The organism is Halorubrum sp. ARQ200 (assembly GCF_005435115.1).
In the GTDB taxonomy this organism is placed as follows: domain Archaea; phylum Halobacteriota; class Halobacteria; order Halobacteriales; family Haloferacaceae; genus Halorubrum; species Halorubrum tropicale.
Map to the genome: position 1 here is coordinate 1 of NZ_SGTZ01000002.1, position 15,390 is coordinate 15,390.

Genomic DNA, 15,390 nt, shown 5'->3' on the forward strand with positions numbered 1-15,390 from the left:
GTGTTGACACACCATTGCATTGGTCTGTGTGGTGTCCGGGCCAGCCAACGGCTTGGATGGCACCGAACGACCACGGCTCACATCAGATCACCGCTTACGCCGGAGCGCAGGGGGCGTGATCCTCATCGGATGAGTCGGATGAACCGACTCTGCGAAACCGGGCCGAGTTGAACGGCCCGAGTCCGCGGTGCGTTCTTCGCGTCTTGACCGAACGGGCTTATACACTTAAGCACGTCGGAACGCTTCGACCGGCCGCGTCGACGGCCGGTCGGTGCCCCCTCGGCGGGGGCGCCTCGCATCTCATCGAATGCCCGGGTTGTACTTAACCTCGTCGAACTATCGGCACCACGTCATGCGGTTTCATGGAGCAACTCACAACCGAGTGACTCGTCGACGCGGCGCGACGGGTAGAGCTCGCCCACGAGAGCGAGCGACTGGAGAGGAGCGCGTGACCGGCAGACATATCAGAACTATATCATAGTGCTGCCGACGACTCGGAGGCACACGCGCGTGCGCAACATCGACAAAAGAAGAACTCGGGGGCAGCCGGTCATTTATACCACGGGCGTTTATAAGGGAGGGGAACACATATAAAAGCGAACGATGACGAACCCTGCAGACTCGATCGAGATTCAGAACGTTGTTGCATCGACGGGTATCGGTCAGGAGCTCGATTTGGAGGCGCTGGCGGAGGACCTCCCGGGTGCGGACTTCAACCCGGACAACTTCCCCGGCCTCGTGTACCGGACCCAGGAGCCGAAGGCGGCCGCACTCATCTTCCGCTCGGGGAAGATCGTGTGTACGGGCGCGAAGAGCATCGACGACGTCCACGACGCGCTCGGGATCATCTTCGAGAAGCTCCGCGGACTCCAGATCCCCGTTGAGGACGACCCGGAGATCACCGTCCAGAACATCGTGTCGAGCGCGGACCTCGGACACAACCTCAACCTCAACGCTCTGGCTATCGGTCTCGGACTCGAGGACGTGGAGTACGAGCCGGAGCAGTTCCCCGGCCTCGTCTACCGGATGGACGAACCCGAGGTCGTCATCCTGCTGTTCGGGAGCGGGAAGATCGTCATCACCGGCGGCAAGCGCACCGACGACGCCGAGGAAGCGGTCGAGGAGATCGTCGAGCGCATCGAAGGGCTCGGCCTGCTCGGCTGAGGGTCGAATCGATCGGTCTGTTCGGTTCCCGCCGTCTCGGAGACGGGCGGCGACCGGTGTCGAGCGGCCGTGGGTCGCTGTCGAGCGGCTGAGTGCGGTCCGGTTACGTTTCGGCGTCGTCTTCGGTGAGCACCTCCTTGACGACGCTCGGGTCCTCGAGGAGTTGGTGTTTCGTGTAACTCCCCTCGGCGCTGCCGCCGCTGTGTTTCGACTGTTCGATGATGTCGAGGAACGCGTGTTCCTTCAGGAGGTCGCGGACGCGGCGCAGCGAGAGGCTGTCGGATCCCTCCTGGCGGCAGATGTTCTCGTATATCTCGTACACGCGGCTCGTGCGGAACCCGTCCTGACGACCGTTCGACAGCGACAGCAGCGCGAGCGCCTGGAGCACGTACCGCGAGTGCGGCGTGGAGCCACGAATGAGCTCGCGGAAGCGGTCGGTCTCGGCTCGCTCGCGCGCCTGCGTGACGAACTCCTCGCGAACCGTAGGCTCGCCGTTCGCCTGCGCGATCTCGCCCGCGTACCGGAGGATGTCGATGGCCTTCCGGGCGTCGCCGTGCTCGCGCGCGGCGAGCGCCGCGGCCCGGGGTATCGTCGAGGGTTCGAGCACGTCGTCGTGAAAGGCGTCCGCGCGCGCCTGCATGATCTCCCGAAGCTGGTTCGCGTCGTACGGCGGGAAGACGAACTCGCGCTCACAGAGGCTCGACTTGACGCGCTCGTCCATCCGGTCTTTGTACTGGATCTTGTTGCTGATCCCGACGACACCCAGCTTACAGTCGGTGATCTTCCCCGCCTCTCCCGCGCGGGACAGCTGCATCAGGATCGCGTCGTCGTCGAGCTTGTCGATCTCGTCGAGCAGGATCAGCACCACGTCGTACCGCTGGTCGAGGATGCGCCAGAGCCGCTTGTAGTAGGTGGAAGTCGAGAGTCCCTTGTCAGGGACGTTGATTCCGGTCTGCTCGGGGTCGTTCACGCCCTCGGCGATGGTCTGGACCGCCTGGGTCTCCGTGGTGTCCTGCGCGCAGTCGACGTAGGCGAACGTGGCGGTGACGCCCTCCTCGCTGGCGGTCGAGACGAGCCGTTTGGAGACGTACTTCGCGCACAGCGACTTCCCGGTGCCCGTCTTTCCGTATATCAGGACGTTGCTCGGGCTCTGTCCGAAGATAGCCGGGTTGACGGCCGTCGCCAAGTCGGATATCTCGTCATCTCGGCCGACGATCCGTCCCTCGCCGGGTAGATGACTGATCTCGAGGAGCTCCTTGTTCGCGAAGATAGGATCCTCTCTCGTGAAGAGGTCGTCCGCTGCGTCCATGAGAGAGACACCGGGTTTCCGGTGAAATGCGTTCTGTTTCGCGACCGGGCGGGAGGCGAGGTCCGCACGTAATTCGACCGGTCGAGACACACACCGCGTTTCCGGTGAAACGGGGTGAGCGGTCGGTGGTGCGATCTTGGAGTGAGTCCTGTGACCGAGGGAAACAGGACATCGGAGAGCGACACCGGGCGACAACGTCCGTCAGTTCGGAAAATCCGAGCGAGGCACGGCGGTGACACGTCTCAGCATTTCACCGGAAACACGGTGTACGGTGTCGTGTCGAAGCTCCCCTCACGGCGGAGACCGCGTTTCCGGTGAACGACATAGTTCGCTCGGCGAGCCTTCGCTTCTATCGCTTGGCGAGCTATACTCACATTTAACTAATAAACCCGTTGTTTCAAAACAGACAGAATAGTGGAGGGTCCGCGATTCTACTTCGGCGGGTCTCGCACGCCTCCCCCAGCCGGCAGTACACCCCCACGCGACGACACCCGATTTCACCGGAAACACGGTGTGTCACTCACACCGCGACTCACGTTGGTCGGGGAGAACGACGCGGTGCCAGCCGCGAAGAAATTACGAGAAATTACGGGGAGTCGGTCGCGGGAAACGGAGGCCCCGCGAAAGAAGTACGCCACGTCGGCCCCGAGTGCTGCTAGAAAACGGCGAAGAGTGGCGGAAGGCAGTCGACGAGGGCCTTCGCCGCACTCCGCTGGACGAGTTACTCCTGGGCGTCGACGACGGCGACGCTGGCGAGGTTGACGATGTCTTTCACCTCGTCGCCTCGCTGGAGCACGTGGACCGGTTCGTCCATTCCGACGAGCATCGGCCCGATGGCCTCGGCGCCGCCGAGGCGCTGGAGCAGCTTGTACCCGATGTTCCCGGCTTCCAGGTTGGGGAACACGAGGACGTTAGCCGCCTCGTCGAGCTGAGAGAACTCGTAGGTCCCGTTGAGGATGTCGTCGACGACGGCGGTGTCGGCCTGCATCTCCCCGTCGACGGGGAAGTCGACCGTTTCGTCGGACTGGAGGATGTCGACCGCCTCGCGCGGCTTCCGGGTCCCCTCGTTGTCGACGCTCCCGAAGTTGGAGTACGACAGCATCGCCGCGCGCGGCTCGACGTTGAACCGGCGCGCGAGGTCCGCCGTGTGTCGCGTGACCTCCGCGAGCGTCTCCGCGTCGGGGTCCTGATTGACCGTCGTGTCCGCACAGAAGATGACGCGGTTCTTGAACGTGAGCATGTACACGCCGGCGACGGTGTCGGTGTCGACCGCGGACCCGACGACCTGGAGCGGCGGCCGGAGCGCGGACGGGTAGTGGTGGGTGAGCCCGGTGAGCATCGCGTCGACGTCGCCCGTCTCCACCATCACGCTCGCGAGGTAGTTCGTGTCGCGCCGGACGAGGTCGGCCGCCTCGCGCTTCGTGATCCCCTTCCGCTTCCGGAGTTCGTACAACCGGTCGCCGTAGCTCGAGACGTCGCGGTTGTCGGGGTCGACGACCTCGGGTCGGAACGAGAGCCCGAGCTCGGCCGCGGTCTGCGAGATGGTGTCCGCGTCGCCGAGCAGCACCGGGTCGGCGATCCCCTGCTCCGAGAGCTGGTACGCCGCCCGGATCATCTTCTCGTCGGTCCCCTCGGCGAGCGCGATCCGCTTCGGGTCGCTCTTCGCTTTGTTCAAGACGACGCGCATCATCTCGCGGGACTTCCCGAGACGTGCTTCGAGCCGCTCACGATACTTCGCTAGGTCGATCTCGGTTCGGGCCGACCCGGACTCCATCGCCGCCTCCGCGACGCGCGGGGCCACCTCGAACAGCACGCGGGGGTCGAGCGGCTTCGGGATCACGTACTCGGGGCCGAACTGGAGCGGGTCGTCGCCGTACGCCTTTACGACCGCGTCCGGAACGTCCTTGCGGGCGAGGTCGGCCAGCGCCTCCGCGGCGGCCGCCTTCATCTCCTCGTTGATCTCGGTCGCGCGCACGTCGAGCGCCCCACGGAAGAGGAACGGGAACCCGAGCACGTTGTTCACCATGTTCGGGTAGTCCGATCGGCCGGTCGCCATGATCACCGTGTCGTCGCGCGCGCCCTTCGCGTCCTCGTAGGTGATCTCCGGGTCGGGGTTCGCCATCGCGAAGATGATCGGATCGGCGGCCATCGAGCGGACCATCTCCTGTGAAACGATCCCGCCGACGGAGAGTCCGACGAACACGTCGGCGCCCTCCATCGCGTCCGCGAGGTCACCGCCCTCGACCGGGCTGGCGAACTGGCTCTTGTACTCGTTGACCTCGCCGTCCTCGACGCGCGACTCGGTGATGATCCCCGAGGAGTCGCACATCGTGATGTTCTCTTTGCGCGCGCCCAGCGATACGTAGAACCGGGCCGTCGCGATGGCGGACGCGCCCGCGCCAGAGAAGACGATGTCGAGCTCCGAGAGGTCCTTATCCGAGATGTCGACCGCGTTCATCAGCGCCGCGCCCGAGATGATCGCGGTGCCGTGCTGGTCGTCGTGGAACACCGGGACGTCCATCTCCTCGCGGAGCCGCTCCTCGATTTTGAAGCACTCGGGCGCCTTGATGTCCTCGAGGTTGACCCCGCCGAACGTCGGTCCCATCGCCTTCACCGCCTCGCAGAACGGGTCGACGGCGTCGATGTCGAGCTCGATGTCGAACACGTCGATGTCGGCGAACCGCTTGAACAGCACTCCCTTCCCCTCCATGACGGGCTTGGAGGCGGCGGCGCCGATGTCGCCGAGCCCGAGGACGGCCGAGCCGTTCGAGACGACGGCGACGAGGTTCCCCTTCGCCGTGTACTCGAAGACGGACTCGGGGTCGGCCGCGATGTCGCGACACGGCGCCGCGACTCCCGGCGAGTACGCCAGCGAGAGGTCCCGCTGCGTGTTCGTGGGCTTCGTCGTCTCTATCTCGATCTTCCCGGGCGGCTCCTGTCGGTGGTACTCCCGCGCGTCGTCGTCTAGTCCCATGTCTCTCTCCATTCGTGAACGGAGTAAAAAGCTATCCGATGGTGTCGAGTACGCAATTCGACGTTCGACGATCACTCGGCGACTCGTACGCGGTGCCGAGAACCTCGGCCACCGCGATCATCACGACCGAGCCCGCCAACGACACGCGATCGCTATCGACCGCCGCCGACTCACTCGCCGGTCGGTTCCCGGTCGTCGCTCGCGGCGAGCGTCGGTGCCAGCGGCGCGAGGGTCGGATCGATGCCGGCCAGCGTCGAGACTTCGAACGCGGTCAGGTACGTCCGCACGACCAGCGTGGCCGGGAGCGTCAGGACCACGACGGCGACGACCGCGCAGACGAGCACCGCCGCGAGGGCGATCGCCCCAGCGGTCGTCCCGATCAACGCCCCGACGCCGCCGAGCGCCACCGCCGCGAGGAGGAGCGCGACGAGCGCCGAAACCCCGACGACGCCGGCGACGAACGCGGCGGCGACGGCCTGAACGATCCCGACGCCGGCCGCGAGGACGAGGTGAACCGCAAAGTAGAAGACGACGTCGGCCCACGACCCGCGGAACGACGCCCAGACCGCTCGCCACCCGTCGATCACGCCAACGTCTCTGGCGACCATCGCCGGAGCGACGAACTCGAACGTGATCCTGGAGACGACGGTCCCGACGACCGCGACCGTGGCCCCGATCACGGCCAGCACGCCGAACGCCGGACCGATCACCGACGACCGCGCAGCTAATCCCCCAGCCGAAACGCCGAGGAACCGCAACAGGTCGGGATCGATCGCAATCGCGACCGCGACCGCGGGAAGCCCGACGGCGACAGCACTCAGCACCGCGACGCCGAGGAGACCGAGCGCCTGTCGGAAGCGGTCGCGGAACGGCCGCCAGAGCGCGACCTCCGTCGTCGAGAGCGCCTCGTAGAAGACGAGCCGAAACGCGATCGAACACGCGAACAGAGCCATCCCCGCGAGGAGGACCCCGAGAGCGAGTCCGGTCAGCAGCGCGGTGTCGAGCCCGGCCAGTAGCGCGGTGTCGAACCCGGCGAGACGCTCGACCCCCGCGTTCGCGGCGCGTTCGACGCCCGCGGGCACCGACACGGGCTCTGTGACCCCGGCGTCGCTCCAATCGCCGGCACCGCCGCCGGCGGGACCGCCGAGAGACGACGTCGTCGCGCCCGACGCCCCGGCGCCGCCGCTCACCATCACGAGCGCCAGGAACCCGAGCTTCGCCCACCGAACCGCTTCGAAGGGAAAGAGGAACCGGCGCGTGACCCGGACGGCGCGGTCGACGGCCTCAACGGCGTGCCGGCTCATACTGACCGTTCGCCCGAGGGCGTGAAATAGGCTGGCCACTGGTCCCGGACGGTTCAGGGGGAGAGCGGCTGACCCCGGGCACCGTGTCACGGGCCACCAGGCGACCCGCAGCCGTTTAGGGCGGACGCGACGAACCGGTCGCCATGAAGGTCCGCGGCGAACGCGAGTGCCAGTCCTGCGGCGCGCGGTGGTCGTACTACGACACGGGCTCCGTCGCGTGTCCGAGCTGCGGGGACCTGCGCAGCGTCGGCGTCGACGACCGCACGGCCCACACGGACGCCCCCGTTTCGCTCGACCTCGCCCCTCACCGCGAGCGGTTCGGAGAGGCACAGGAGACCCTCCCCCGATCCGGCGTCGACGAGCTCCAGTCCGACCTCCGGGAGTACTGCCGGAAGCGCGGGTTCATCGACGGGGGGAAGCTCGCCCCGCTCGACGGGACGTACCTCGCTGCCCGCGAGCTGCTTGAGGCCGTCGACTGCTACGAGCGGCTGCGCGACCCGACCGACGCCGACGGCGAGTACCTCCTCGCGCTGCTCGCCGGCGCGGACGACGGCGCCCGACCCGCGGCCGAGGAGGTCCCGACAGCGCTCCGGGAGGCGCGGGGAATGGCCGCCGTGCGCGCCGTCGAGGCTTACCGGAGCGACGTGCTCGACTTCCTCGACGAACTCGGATCAGGCGCTGGGGGGAACCGGGCCGAAACGAACGGCGACGACGGGACCGACGCTGACGACGCGCCGACTGTCACCGTCGACGGCCCCGACCCAGAAGACAGGATCGCCCCCGCCCGCGACGCCTTCGAGCGCCTCCGCGACCGCGTCACGCGTGTCGACGCCCTCGGCGGTGACGTGTCGCCCGCGACCGCGGACGCCCTCGTCGACGCCGCCGCCGCGCTCGGGGCCTACGTCCGAACCGGCGACGAGGGGAGCCTGCGGACCGCAACCGACCTGATCGACGACGCGAGCGTCGACGGCGTCGACCCGACAGATCGCTGAGCCGCCCGCCGCTCGCCCGCCCGCCGCACGCGGCGCGTCAGTCTTCGCCGGGCGCGACCACCGCGTTCGAGAGCGTCCCGACCCCTTCGTACGTGATCTCGACGCGCTCGCCCGGCTCGACGAGGCCGGGGTTCGCGGGGCTGCCGAACGCGATACAGTCGCCGGGCTCGAAGGTGAATCGCTTCGAGAGGTACGAGACGATCTCGCGGGGACCGAACAGCATCAGCTCCGTGTTGGCGTCCTGGCGCGTCTCGCCGCCCACGGTCGTCTCGATATCGAGGGCCGTCGGGTCGACGTCGGTCTCGATCCACGGCCCCAGCGGCGCGGAGCCGTCGAACGCCTTGCGGGCGGTCCGCCCCTGCTGGTCGAGCGCGTCGACGTCGTTCATGACCGTGTAGCCGCGCACGACGTCCGGCACCTCATCGGGCGCGAGGTCGCGGCACCGCTCGTCGATCACCGCGACCAGTTCGCCGGCGTAAGTCAGCTCATCGGTCCACTCCGGGTACCGGACCGGCTCGCCGTGCGCCAGCAGGCTGGCCGGCGGTTTGACGAAGAAGTCCGGCTCGGCAGGCCGCTCGTAGTCCATCTGGTCGAGCGTTTCGGCGTAGTTCCGGCCGACGCAGTACAGCGCACTGGGGTCACAGGGCGGGAGCAACCGACCGTCGCGGCCGACCTCGTAGCGGCCGTCGTCCGCGACGACCGCGCCGTCGTCGTAGCGGCCGGCCACGGGGCCGTCCGGCGTGAGCAGTCGAGCGAGTCGCATGCCAGAACGTCTGCGCTGGCCTTCGAAAAGGCGTCGGTGACGGCAGCGCCCGGGTCAGTCTCGGTCCGACCTCGACTCGCCGCCGTCCGACCTCGACTCGCCGCCGTCCGACCCCGACTCGCCGCCGTTCGTTCTCGCCGCTGCGTCGTCGGTTTCTTCACTTTCTACCTCGACGCCGATGACGACGCCCGACCGGATCTCAAGCGCGGTGTCGAACTCTTCCCGGCGACCGCTCCCGGACCCGATCCGCTCGACCGCTGCCTCGTGGGCTCGCACGACCGCGTCGCGCTCGCGCTCGGAGAGCCCGACGCGGTCGGCCACCGCCTCCCAGTGGTCCGGTTCGACGAGGAACGTCTCGCGGTCCGGCTCGGTCGCGACCCGCTCGTAGCGCCGGCGGTACTCGTCGATCCTTGTCCCCAAATCGGCCTGGACGCGCGTGAGCAGCGCCGGGACGCGGGCGGCCGGCACGCTCGCGAGCGCCGCCGTCTTCACCAGCGCGGTCCCCTCGATCGGGTACGGACCCGGGTCCTCCTCGGCGCCGTCCCGCCCCCCCGATTCCCCGCCGTCGGCGTCGTCGGACATCACCCGCCGGCGCGCATCGCCTTCTGCCGGTACCTCGGCAGGAGCTCGGCGAGGACCTCGGGGTCGCCCGCGAACTCGGCGGTCACCTCGGTGAGCTTGATGGCGGCCGCGGCGGTCACCGTCTCGGCGCTGAGGGTCACTCGCCAGCCGTCGCCGTCCACCCGGGTCGCGGCCGCGGGGTCGTCCGTCCCCACTAGCTCCCCGCCGAGGTTGCGGAGGTAGTGAGCCGCGAGCCGTCGAGAGATACCGCGGTACGCCACCGTCTTTCGCTCCCACCCCTCCTCGGCGGGCGGGAGGTCGGCCCCCGCCGCCTCGTCGTCGACGCCCCCCTCGGTCGCCGCCGACGCGTCGTCGGTCATGCGCCCCCCGCGACCGGCGGGAAGACGGAGAGCCGGTCGCCGTCCGCCATCGGCGTGTCGAGCCCGTCGAGGTGGAGCACCTCGCGGCCGTTCTTCAGGACGTTGATCTGGGGAGCGAGGTCGCCGTCGACGATCAGCCGGCCCTCCATCCCCTCGTACTCGGCCTCCAGTTCGCGCAACACGTCGCCGACGGAGGAGCCGTCGGCGAACTCCGCGTTCACCGTCTTCCCGCCGGCGGCCTCGCGAAACGTCGCGAAGAACCGCAGTTCCAATTCCATACCCGTACGTCGTGTCGCGGCGGCTTAAAAGCGGTCGGCCGCGGAACCGAACCGACGGCGGACGCGCGGCGACGACGGCGATCCGTGGCCCACAGTTCGCGGCCCGCGCGAGGTCGCACCCGCTACAGGTCCGACAGCCGGATCCCGTCTTCGACCAGCCGGAAGTTCCGCTCGCGGTCAAGGTCGTCGGCGAGCCACTCGTGGTCGTACAGCTGGCCGATCAGTTCGAGGTAGAGGTTCCGCCACGCGATGGCGTATATCGGCGACTGCCCCCACGCGCGGAGTTCGGGGACGAACTCGTGGTACGTGCTCGCCTGCGACTCCATGCGCTCGACCGCGTCGGCGACGACCTCGGCCGCCTCGTCCGGGTCCGCCTCGTCGAGCGCCTCGTTCAGCCGCGACTGGATCCCCGCGATGGCGCGTCGCATGTCGCGTTCGGCGGTCCCCTCGTCCTCCGGAAGCGACTCGACGACGCCCTTCGGCACGCCGAGTTCGATCTCTGGCATGGGAACACCTCGGGGGAGCGCGCTGAAAAAACCCGTTCACCCGGCGACGGGAGCGGCGGTAAGGACGCCCGCGGAGCCACGGTGCGAAACCGATCGCGACCGGCGCTCACGGGTCACCGCTCCCCGTTCGGAGAGCCACGTTCCCGTCACGTTCCCGACCGCTCGCCGGCTGGCCGCCGGCGACAGCGATGCGGGACCGTCGCCGGGCTGCGGGCCGTAAGCTCCGAAGCCGGCGTGGTTGACGCCGTCGAGTTCGACGACCCGAGCGTCCGCCGGGAGGTTCTCCCGAGAGGCGCGCTCGCGCTCGGCGTCGATCACTCCGTCGGCGCCGCCGAGGACCACGAGCGCGTCGAGGCCGCTCTGTGAGAGGTCCCGGTCGCAGTACGCGGCGTGGAGGACGAGCGCGTCGTACGCCCCGGCATTACCGGCGGCGTGTCGGCAGGCCATAGCGCCGCCGAGCGAGTGGCCGCCGACCGCCCACGCGTCCACATCGGGGTAGCGTTCCCGGACGCGGTCGGCGCGGTCCGGCGCGAGAACGGCAAGGTTGAGCGGAGCGTCCACCACGACGACGAGCGCCGCGCGGTCGGAACCGGCAACGATCTCGGCGGCGGTGGGAACGTAGCTCTCGTGTGACACTCGCCCGCCGGGGTAGTAGACGAACCCGACGGTCGACGCGGTCACCGGCCCGTCGCGGACCGCGGTCCCGACCGGCGTCCGATCGACGGCGACGTCCGGGTCGGCCTCGGCGGCCGCGACCGCGTCGGCGTTCGGCCCGAGTCCGGCGGCGAAGTACGCGGCACCGGCGGCGACGACGATGGCAGAAAGGAGGACTACCGCGCCCGCGGCGAGCGCGAGCGTCCGGCGCGTGGGCAGTCGGCGCGCGATCGAGTCGAGGGAATTCCTCACGGCGTCGGCGCCGCCTTCTGGAGCGCGGTCTCGGCGATGTTCCCGCCGTAGTCGGCGGACCGAAGCACGGAGTCGACGACGAGCCCGAGCAGCTGGGCCCGCGTCGGGTCGAGGTCGCGGAGCAGTTCGTCGATGGAGCGCACGCGCTCGTCGATGGCTCGAACGCCGGTCCGCGCCTCGTTGGCCCGGCGGGTCGCGGCCTCGGTGTCGTCGTCGAACAGCGCGTCCATCGCCGCGTCGATCACGTCGACGGCGTCGCCGTGGAGGTCGCTCACCGCCTCGACCACGTCCGCGGGGAGGGCCTCGTCGATCTTCAGCGTGAGGTGCGCGATCTTCGTCGCGTGGTCGCCGATCCGCTCCAGCTGCCGGGCGCTGGAGTGATAATCGAAACACTCCTCGCGGGGGAGGCCCAGCTCCTCGGCGGCCTTCGGCGTCCGCAGGGTGGCGCGGAAGATCCGCGAGACGACGAGCCACAGGCGGTCGAGGTCGTCGTCGCGGCCGATCACGTCGCGCGCGAGGTCGTGGTCGCGCTCCGAGAGCGCGGTGATCGCGTCTTCGAGCATCGACAGCGAGATCAGTCGCATCCGCGTGACCGCGTTGTGGATCGAAAGCTCCGAGGAGTCGAGCAGGTCATGGACGACGACGCGGTCGCGCGTCTCCTCTAACACCTCCAGCCCGACGAGGCTCTGGACTCCGTCGCGGATCGTCGAGCGCTGCTCGGTGGTGATCTCCGCGGCCTCCAGTTCGATGACGTCGAATCCGCTGACGTACATCGTCGTGACCGCTCGGCGGAGCGCCTGACCGCTCAGACCGGATATGTCCAGCGACCCCCGCGTCCGTTCGGACTCGGACCGCGGGGTGAGGAACAGCGAGTCGCCGTCGGGGTGGAACTCGATCTCCGTCCCGGCCTCGACGTCGTTGTCGGTCGCCCACGTCTTCGGAATCGAAACGGTGTACGTCGAGCCGCCGGTGACCTGGACCTTCCGCGTTTCCATATCAGGCCCTCGGGAGCGGACCGCCTTAATTTTGATCAAAATATATACCTCCGTCAGAGAGTACGGGACAACCCCGCCGACTCAGCTCGCTCTGTCCCGTTCAGCGTTTTCTAAATCGGTATTAAGAAACAATTAGGAATATATAGTATTGTATATTTTCAGACAGTCCATCCTCGGTGCCGCTTCAAACCACGCGGTTGCGCGGGTCGTCGCCGGCGTCCAGCCGCGCGACGTTGTCCGCGAGGATGTCGGCGACGCGCTCGTAGTACTCGGGCGTGTGGCCGGCGTTGTGCGGCGTGATCGTCGCGTTCGACAGCCCCCACAGCGGGTGGTCCTCCGGGAGCGGTTCCGGGTCCGTGACGTCCAGCGCCGCGCCGCGGATCCGGTTGTTCCGAAGCTCCGTCACCAGCGCGTCGGTGTCGACGATCGGCCCCCGCGCGATGTTGACGAGGACGGCGTCGGACCGCATCGTCCGGAGCGCGTCCGCGTCGACCAGCCCCCGCGTCGTCTCCGTGAGCGGACACGCCAACACGACGTACTCGGCGTCGGTGACGGCGTCGTGGAACTCGTCGAAGCCGTACACCTCGTCGGTCGGGCCCCCCTTCTCCGGGGTGTAGCGCACCCCGACCGTGTCGACGTCGAACGACTCCAGGCGGTCGACGACGGACCGGCCGATGGCGCCGAGTCCGACGACGGCGACCGTCGAGCCGTACACCTCCGTCGTCTCGTAGGTGCGCCACTCGCGGCGGGACTGCTGGCGGTACGCGCGGTGGAACTGTCGCGCGTGCGCGATGATCGACCCCACGACGTGTTCGGCGATGTTCGGTCCGTGGACGCCCGAGGCGTTCGTCACGGCGACGCCGTGGTCCGCGAGCAGGTCCCGCGGCAGGTGGCCCGTCCCCGCGAACACGCAGGCGAACAGCTCCAGGTCGTCGGCGACCGAGAGCAGGTGTTCGTCGATGCTGAGTCCGACGGCGACCCTGGCGGTCCGGATCAGCTCCCGCTCCTCCGCCGGCGTCCGCGCCCGCGCCACCTCGGCGTCGGGGAGCCGCTCGCGGATCGCCGCCGCCAGTTCGTCGGGGCCGAGCCCGTGGATCGTCTGTCGAAGCACCAAGACGTCTGGATCGCTCATGGAGGCAGTCTCGGCGGCGGCGACAAAAATGGTACCAGTCGTCCGGCCGCGAACCTGGCGTGCCGACGGAGCGGCCCGGAGCCCGGGCGGGCGGGCTACGACAGCGCCGCGTCGAACGCCGCCTGGAGGTCCGCCTTCATGTCGTCGACGTGCTCGATCCCCACGGACACGCGGACGAGGCCGTCGGTCAGCCCGGCGGCGAGCCGCTCCTCGCGCGGGATGGCCGCGTGGGTCATCGCCGCCGGCTGCTCGATCAGGCTCTCGACGCCGCCCAGCGACTCCGCCAGCGTGAACACCTCGGTCTCGCTCACGACCGTCGACGCCTCTTCGAGGGTGCCGTCGAGCTCGAACGAGAGCATGCCGCCGAAGTCGTCCATCTGTTCGGCCGCCAGCTCGTGGTCAGGGTGCGACTCCAGCCCGGGGTAGTAGACGCGGTCGACCGCGTCGTGACCCTCCAGCCACTCCGCGAGCGCCATCGCGTTCTCGCAGTGGCGGTCCATCCGCACCGGGAGCGTCTTCGTCCCGCGGAGCACGAGGAAGGCGTCGAAGGGGCCGGGCGTCGCGCCGACGGAGTTCTGGTAGAAGCCGAGCCGTTCGTCAAGCTCCTCGTCGTCGACGATCAGGGCGCCGCCGATCGTGTCCGAGTGGCCGCCGAGGTACTTGGTCAGCGACTGCGAGACGATGTCGGCGCCGTGTTCGAGCGGCCGCTGGAGGTACGGGGTCGCGAACGTGTTGTCGACCGCGCAGAGCGCGTCGCCCTCGTGGGCGATGTCGGCGAGCGCGCCGATGTCGTTGACGTTCATCAGGGGGTTCGTCGGCGTCTCGAGCCACACCAGCTCGGTCTCGTCACGCATCGCGTCCCGGACCGCGTCGTGGTCGGTGGTGTCGACGAACGTCGTGTCGAGATCGTACTCGTCGTACACCTGCGTCAAGATTCGGTGGGTTCCGCCGTACACGTCGTCGCCCGCGACGACGTGGTCGCCCGCCGAGAGCAGGTTGAGCACGGTGTTGATCGCGCCCATCCCCGAGGAGAAACAGCGGGCGTGGCTGCCCGACTCGAGCGAGGCGAGGTTCGCTTCGAGGTCGGTCCGGGTGGGGTTCCCGGTCCGGCTGTACTCGTAGCCGCGGTGGTCGCCGGGCGCGTCCTGCTCGTAGGTGGAGTTCGCGTGGATCGGCGTCATCAGCGCGCCGGTCTCCGGGTCCGGCTCCTGGCCGGCGTGGATCGCGCGGGTCTCGAACCGCCTGTCGTCGCCCTCGGCGTCGTCGGATCGGTCGATCATATCCGCCTCTCCGTCACCGACGGTGGTGATTCTTCCCCTTCGGAGTGCGGGCGGATCCGGACGCGCCGCTCGCGAGGTGAGAATGGATGCTCGGTCAGGGATTTGAACCCTGGTCGTCGGCTGACTTCCGAACCGGCGCCGAGGCGCCGCGTCCGCCGAAAGGCCAACATGATTGGCCGGACTACACCAACCGAGCGCAACCGGTGATTACGCCGGGGGCAATTTAACTCTTCTCAACTCCACGCGCCGGGGAGGGGTCCGACGCCCGACCGCGAGGGCTACTCGTCGACGTCGACGCGCTCGATCTCGACGGCCTCGCGGGGGTCGTCGTTGCGGCCGGTCGGCACCGCGCCGATCTCTTCGACGACGTCCATCCCGTCGACGACCTGCCCGAAGACGGCGTGCTTGCCGTCGAGGTGCGGGGTCGCGTCCAGCGTGATGAAGAACTGCGAGCCGTTCGTGTTCGGACCGGAGTTCGCCATCGAGAGGACCCCGGGCCCGTCGTGGGTGAGTTCGTCGTGGAACTCGTCGTCGAACTGGTAGCCGGGGCCGCCGCGACCGTTCTCCATCGGGTCGCCGCCCTGGATCATGAAGTCGTCGATGACGCGGTGGAAGACGTTGCCCTCGTACAGCGAGTCGCCGCGGACCTCGCCGGTCTTGGGGTCTTCCCACGTGTTCGTCTCCGGCGCGGGCTCGGCGTCCGCGGCGGGGTCGTGTCGCGCCAGGCCGAGGAAGTTCTCGACCGTCCGGGGCGCGCGGTCAGCGAACAGCTCAACGACGATGTCGCCGTGGTTGGTCTGAAGCGTTACCTGCGGGTTGTCGGGGTCGGACACGTCGCGTCCCATA

At 68.7% G+C, this 15,390-nt stretch carries 15 protein-coding genes and 1 tRNA gene; 2 read left to right on the forward strand and 14 right to left on the reverse strand.

Annotated features, from left to right (window positions below; translation table 11 throughout):
• The first annotated feature begins 603 nt into the window (after window positions 1–603).
• Window positions 604–1,164 (forward strand): TATA-box-binding protein, encoded by a 561-nt coding sequence (locus EXE50_RS03215; protein ID WP_049932645.1) that lies wholly within the window; start codon window positions 604–606, stop codon window positions 1,162–1,164.
• A gap of 103 nt (window positions 1,165–1,267) precedes the next feature.
• Here the strand turns inward: EXE50_RS03215 and EXE50_RS03220 are convergent, their stop codons facing one another.
• The 3 genes from EXE50_RS03220 to EXE50_RS03230 form a co-directional block, all read right to left on the reverse strand.
• Window positions 1,268–2,473: a Cdc6/Cdc18 family protein gene (locus EXE50_RS03220; protein WP_053772570.1), complete on the reverse strand. Its 1,206-nt coding sequence runs from the start codon at window positions 2,471–2,473 to the stop codon at window positions 1,268–1,270.
• Window positions 2,474–3,194: 721 nt separating this feature from the next.
• Entirely contained in the window at window positions 3,195–5,447 is a 2,253-nt protein-coding gene (locus EXE50_RS03225) for an NADP-dependent malic enzyme (protein ID WP_053772571.1), read from the reverse strand.
• A gap of 170 nt (window positions 5,448–5,617) precedes the next feature.
• Window positions 5,618–6,751 carry a hypothetical protein gene (locus tag EXE50_RS03230; protein ID WP_137704359.1) on the reverse strand — a complete coding sequence of 378 codons (1,134 nt, stop codon included), beginning with the start codon at window positions 6,749–6,751 and terminating at the stop codon, window positions 5,618–5,620.
• A gap of 143 nt (window positions 6,752–6,894) precedes the next feature.
• Here EXE50_RS03230 and EXE50_RS03235 point away from each other — a divergent pair, with 143 nt between their 5' ends.
• A complete protein-coding gene (locus tag EXE50_RS03235) occupies window positions 6,895–7,743 on the forward strand; it encodes a hypothetical protein (RefSeq protein WP_137704360.1) in 849 nt (282 codons plus the stop codon).
• A 37-nt stretch (window positions 7,744–7,780) separates the two neighbouring features.
• Here EXE50_RS03235 and EXE50_RS03240 read toward each other — a convergent pair whose 3' ends face one another.
• The 11 genes from EXE50_RS03240 to EXE50_RS03290 form a co-directional block, all read right to left on the reverse strand.
• The gene (locus EXE50_RS03240) at window positions 7,781–8,506 is read right to left on the reverse strand and encodes a fumarylacetoacetate hydrolase family protein (protein ID WP_053772574.1); all 726 of its coding nucleotides are present in this window, start codon (window positions 8,504–8,506) and stop codon (window positions 7,781–7,783) included.
• Window positions 8,507–8,560: 54 nt separating this feature from the next.
• Window positions 8,561–9,088, reverse strand: coding sequence for a hypothetical protein (locus EXE50_RS03245; protein WP_241982619.1), 528 nt, complete (start codon window positions 9,086–9,088; stop codon window positions 8,561–8,563).
• Entirely contained in the window at window positions 9,088–9,447 is a 360-nt protein-coding gene (locus EXE50_RS03250; RefSeq protein WP_053772575.1) for a hypothetical protein, read from the reverse strand. The genes EXE50_RS03245 and EXE50_RS03250 overlap by 1 nt, the downstream gene beginning before the upstream one ends.
• Entirely contained in the window at window positions 9,444–9,725 is a 282-nt protein-coding gene (locus tag EXE50_RS03255) for a ubiquitin-like small modifier protein 1 (RefSeq protein ID WP_053772576.1), read from the reverse strand. The genes EXE50_RS03250 and EXE50_RS03255 overlap by 4 nt, the downstream gene beginning before the upstream one ends.
• Window positions 9,726–9,847: 122 nt before the next feature.
• On the reverse strand, window positions 9,848–10,231 hold the full coding sequence (locus tag EXE50_RS03260; protein ID WP_053772577.1) for a hypothetical protein: 384 nt from the start codon (window positions 10,229–10,231) through the stop codon (window positions 9,848–9,850).
• A gap of 36 nt (window positions 10,232–10,267) precedes the next feature.
• Entirely contained in the window at window positions 10,268–11,137 is an 870-nt protein-coding gene (locus EXE50_RS03265) for an alpha/beta hydrolase (RefSeq protein ID WP_137704361.1), read from the reverse strand.
• On the reverse strand, window positions 11,134–12,132 hold the full coding sequence (locus tag EXE50_RS03270) for a phosphate uptake regulator PhoU (protein WP_137704362.1): 999 nt from the start codon (window positions 12,130–12,132) through the stop codon (window positions 11,134–11,136). The genes EXE50_RS03265 and EXE50_RS03270 overlap by 4 nt, the downstream gene beginning before the upstream one ends.
• Before the next feature lie 184 nt (window positions 12,133–12,316).
• Window positions 12,317–13,264 (reverse strand): D-2-hydroxyacid dehydrogenase, encoded by a 948-nt coding sequence (locus EXE50_RS03275; RefSeq protein ID WP_053772580.1) that lies wholly within the window; start codon window positions 13,262–13,264, stop codon window positions 12,317–12,319.
• A 95-nt stretch (window positions 13,265–13,359) separates the two neighbouring features.
• Window positions 13,360–14,544, reverse strand: a complete 1,185-nt coding sequence (locus EXE50_RS03280; RefSeq protein WP_137704363.1) for a cystathionine gamma-synthase — start codon at window positions 14,542–14,544, stop codon at window positions 13,360–13,362.
• 87 nt (window positions 14,545–14,631) lie between these two features.
• A tRNA-Glu gene (locus EXE50_RS03285) sits at window positions 14,632–14,740 on the reverse strand.
• Window positions 14,741–14,822: 82 nt separating this feature from the next.
• Window positions 14,823–15,389 carry a peptidylprolyl isomerase gene (locus EXE50_RS03290; protein WP_053772582.1) on the reverse strand — a complete coding sequence of 189 codons (567 nt, stop codon included), beginning with the start codon at window positions 15,387–15,389 and terminating at the stop codon, window positions 14,823–14,825.
• Window position 15,390 lies beyond the last annotated feature (1 nt).

Coding starts and splice junctions, on each gene's coding strand:
- EXE50_RS03245 (WP_241982619.1), bottom strand. CDS start 9,088: ATGTCCGACGACGCCGACGGCGGGGAATCGGGGGGGCGGGACGGCGCC.
- EXE50_RS03215 (WP_049932645.1), top strand. CDS start 604: ATGACGAACCCTGCAGACTCGATCGAGATTCAGAACGTTGTTGCATCG.
- EXE50_RS03225 (WP_053772571.1), bottom strand. CDS start 5,447: ATGGGACTAGACGACGACGCGCGGGAGTACCACCGACAGGAGCCGCCC.
- EXE50_RS03255 (WP_053772576.1), bottom strand. CDS start 9,725: ATGGAATTGGAACTGCGGTTCTTCGCGACGTTTCGCGAGGCCGCCGGC.
- EXE50_RS03280 (WP_137704363.1), bottom strand. CDS start 14,544: ATGATCGACCGATCCGACGACGCCGAGGGCGACGACAGGCGGTTCGAG.
- EXE50_RS03290 (WP_053772582.1), bottom strand. CDS start 15,389: ATGGGACGCGACGTGTCCGACCCCGACAACCCGCAGGTAACGCTTCAG.
- EXE50_RS03275 (WP_053772580.1), bottom strand. CDS start 13,264: ATGAGCGATCCAGACGTCTTGGTGCTTCGACAGACGATCCACGGGCTC.
- EXE50_RS03235 (WP_137704360.1), top strand. CDS start 6,895: ATGAAGGTCCGCGGCGAACGCGAGTGCCAGTCCTGCGGCGCGCGGTGG.
- EXE50_RS03230 (WP_137704359.1), bottom strand. CDS start 6,751: ATGAGCCGGCACGCCGTTGAGGCCGTCGACCGCGCCGTCCGGGTCACG.
- EXE50_RS03270 (WP_137704362.1), bottom strand. CDS start 12,132: ATGGAAACGCGGAAGGTCCAGGTCACCGGCGGCTCGACGTACACCGTT.
- EXE50_RS03240 (WP_053772574.1), bottom strand. CDS start 8,506: ATGCGACTCGCTCGACTGCTCACGCCGGACGGCCCCGTGGCCGGCCGC.
- EXE50_RS03260 (WP_053772577.1), bottom strand. CDS start 10,231: ATGCCAGAGATCGAACTCGGCGTGCCGAAGGGCGTCGTCGAGTCGCTT.
- EXE50_RS03220 (WP_053772570.1), bottom strand. CDS start 2,473: ATGGACGCAGCGGACGACCTCTTCACGAGAGAGGATCCTATCTTCGCG.
- EXE50_RS03250 (WP_053772575.1), bottom strand. CDS start 9,447: ATGACCGACGACGCGTCGGCGGCGACCGAGGGGGGCGTCGACGACGAG.